Source organism: Kocuria sp. CCUG 69068, from assembly GCF_020833785.1.
Taxonomy (GTDB): Bacteria; Actinomycetota; Actinomycetes; order Actinomycetales; family Micrococcaceae; genus Kocuria; species Kocuria rosea.
In genome coordinates this window covers 1-1,022 of record NZ_PDDL01000250.1, presented here as the reverse complement: position 1 = coordinate 1,022, position 1,022 = coordinate 1, and the positions used below count along the sequence as shown (strand labels likewise).

Annotated in this window: 2 protein-coding genes; both read left to right on the top strand. The window is 74.3% G+C overall.

Annotated elements, in window-relative coordinates; translation table 11 throughout:
* Positions 1-310: hypothetical protein (locus tag CRM73_RS19365; RefSeq protein ID WP_229588817.1), on the top strand; the 310-nt coding region annotated here is incomplete at its 5' end.
* 46 nt (positions 311-356) lie between these two features.
* Positions 357-1,022, top strand: a 666-nt coding sequence (locus CRM73_RS19360; RefSeq protein ID WP_229588816.1) for a DUF5998 family protein, incomplete at its 3' end; no start/stop codon positions are given.

Genomic DNA, 1,022 nt, shown 5'->3' with positions numbered 1-1,022 from the left:
CCGGCCCGCCGGGGGGAGGGCCACGGAGGCGCTCCCGCGGCCGGCGCGGACCGGGCGGCGCCGCGGCGGCCGAGCCGTGACCGGCGTGTTCGTGGTCCTCGTGGGGATGACTGCGCTGCTGAGCGGATATCTGCTGCTCGATCCCCTGGGCTCCGCGGAGCGGGTGCCCGGTCCCGGGAGCTCGCCCACGGTCACGCGCAGCGCCGACACGACCCCGAGCCCGGCGCCGGAGGAGAGCCCCGTGGTGCTGGAACGGGTCTGCGAGGACGTGGGCGGCGGGGAGGAGCGGTGCTACTTCCGGGTGCCCTGAGGGCCCGTGTTGGGCACTGGCGCGGCCGTGGGGGAAAATGGCCCCCATGACGTATTCAGGTGAGCGCGGCCAGCGGCTGGTCGAGGACATCAACAAGGCCGGCTTCTACCCGCAGCTGGTGATCGACGTGGTCCAGGACTCCCTGGACGGCCGGTCCCCGGTCTCCCACCTCGTGCAGCTGGAGACCCACATCGACCGGACGGAGGTGCACCGCCACACCACCGTGCTGGTGCTCGCCGAGGACGTGCTGCACGTGACGCACGTGGACGACGAGGAGTTCGACGAGGGCGGCCGGGACGTGGTGGCACGGGTCTCCACGGAGACGGTCGGCATCTCGCAGATCCGCTCGGTCACGCTGAGCTACTCGTACTACCAGCCGGCCAACTACCGGCCGGACAGCCCGATCTCCGAGGTGACGCTCGCCATCGCGTGGACGGGCACCCTGCACGTGGACCTGGCGCCCGCACTGTGCGAGGACCCCCAGTGCCAGGCCGACCACGGCTACACCGGCACGGCCGCCCGGGAGGACATCGTGCTGCGGATCAGCGCGGAGGCCGACGGCCCGACCGCCGTGGAGGGCGCGCGGGAGTTCGCGCGCACACTGCGCCGGGCCAACCTCTCCCCGCTGACCGACGGCGCGCAGATCGCCCAGCCGGCCCACGGGCGCACGCCGGCTCCGCGGCGGGCGGCCGCCGCCACACCGCGCACCCGG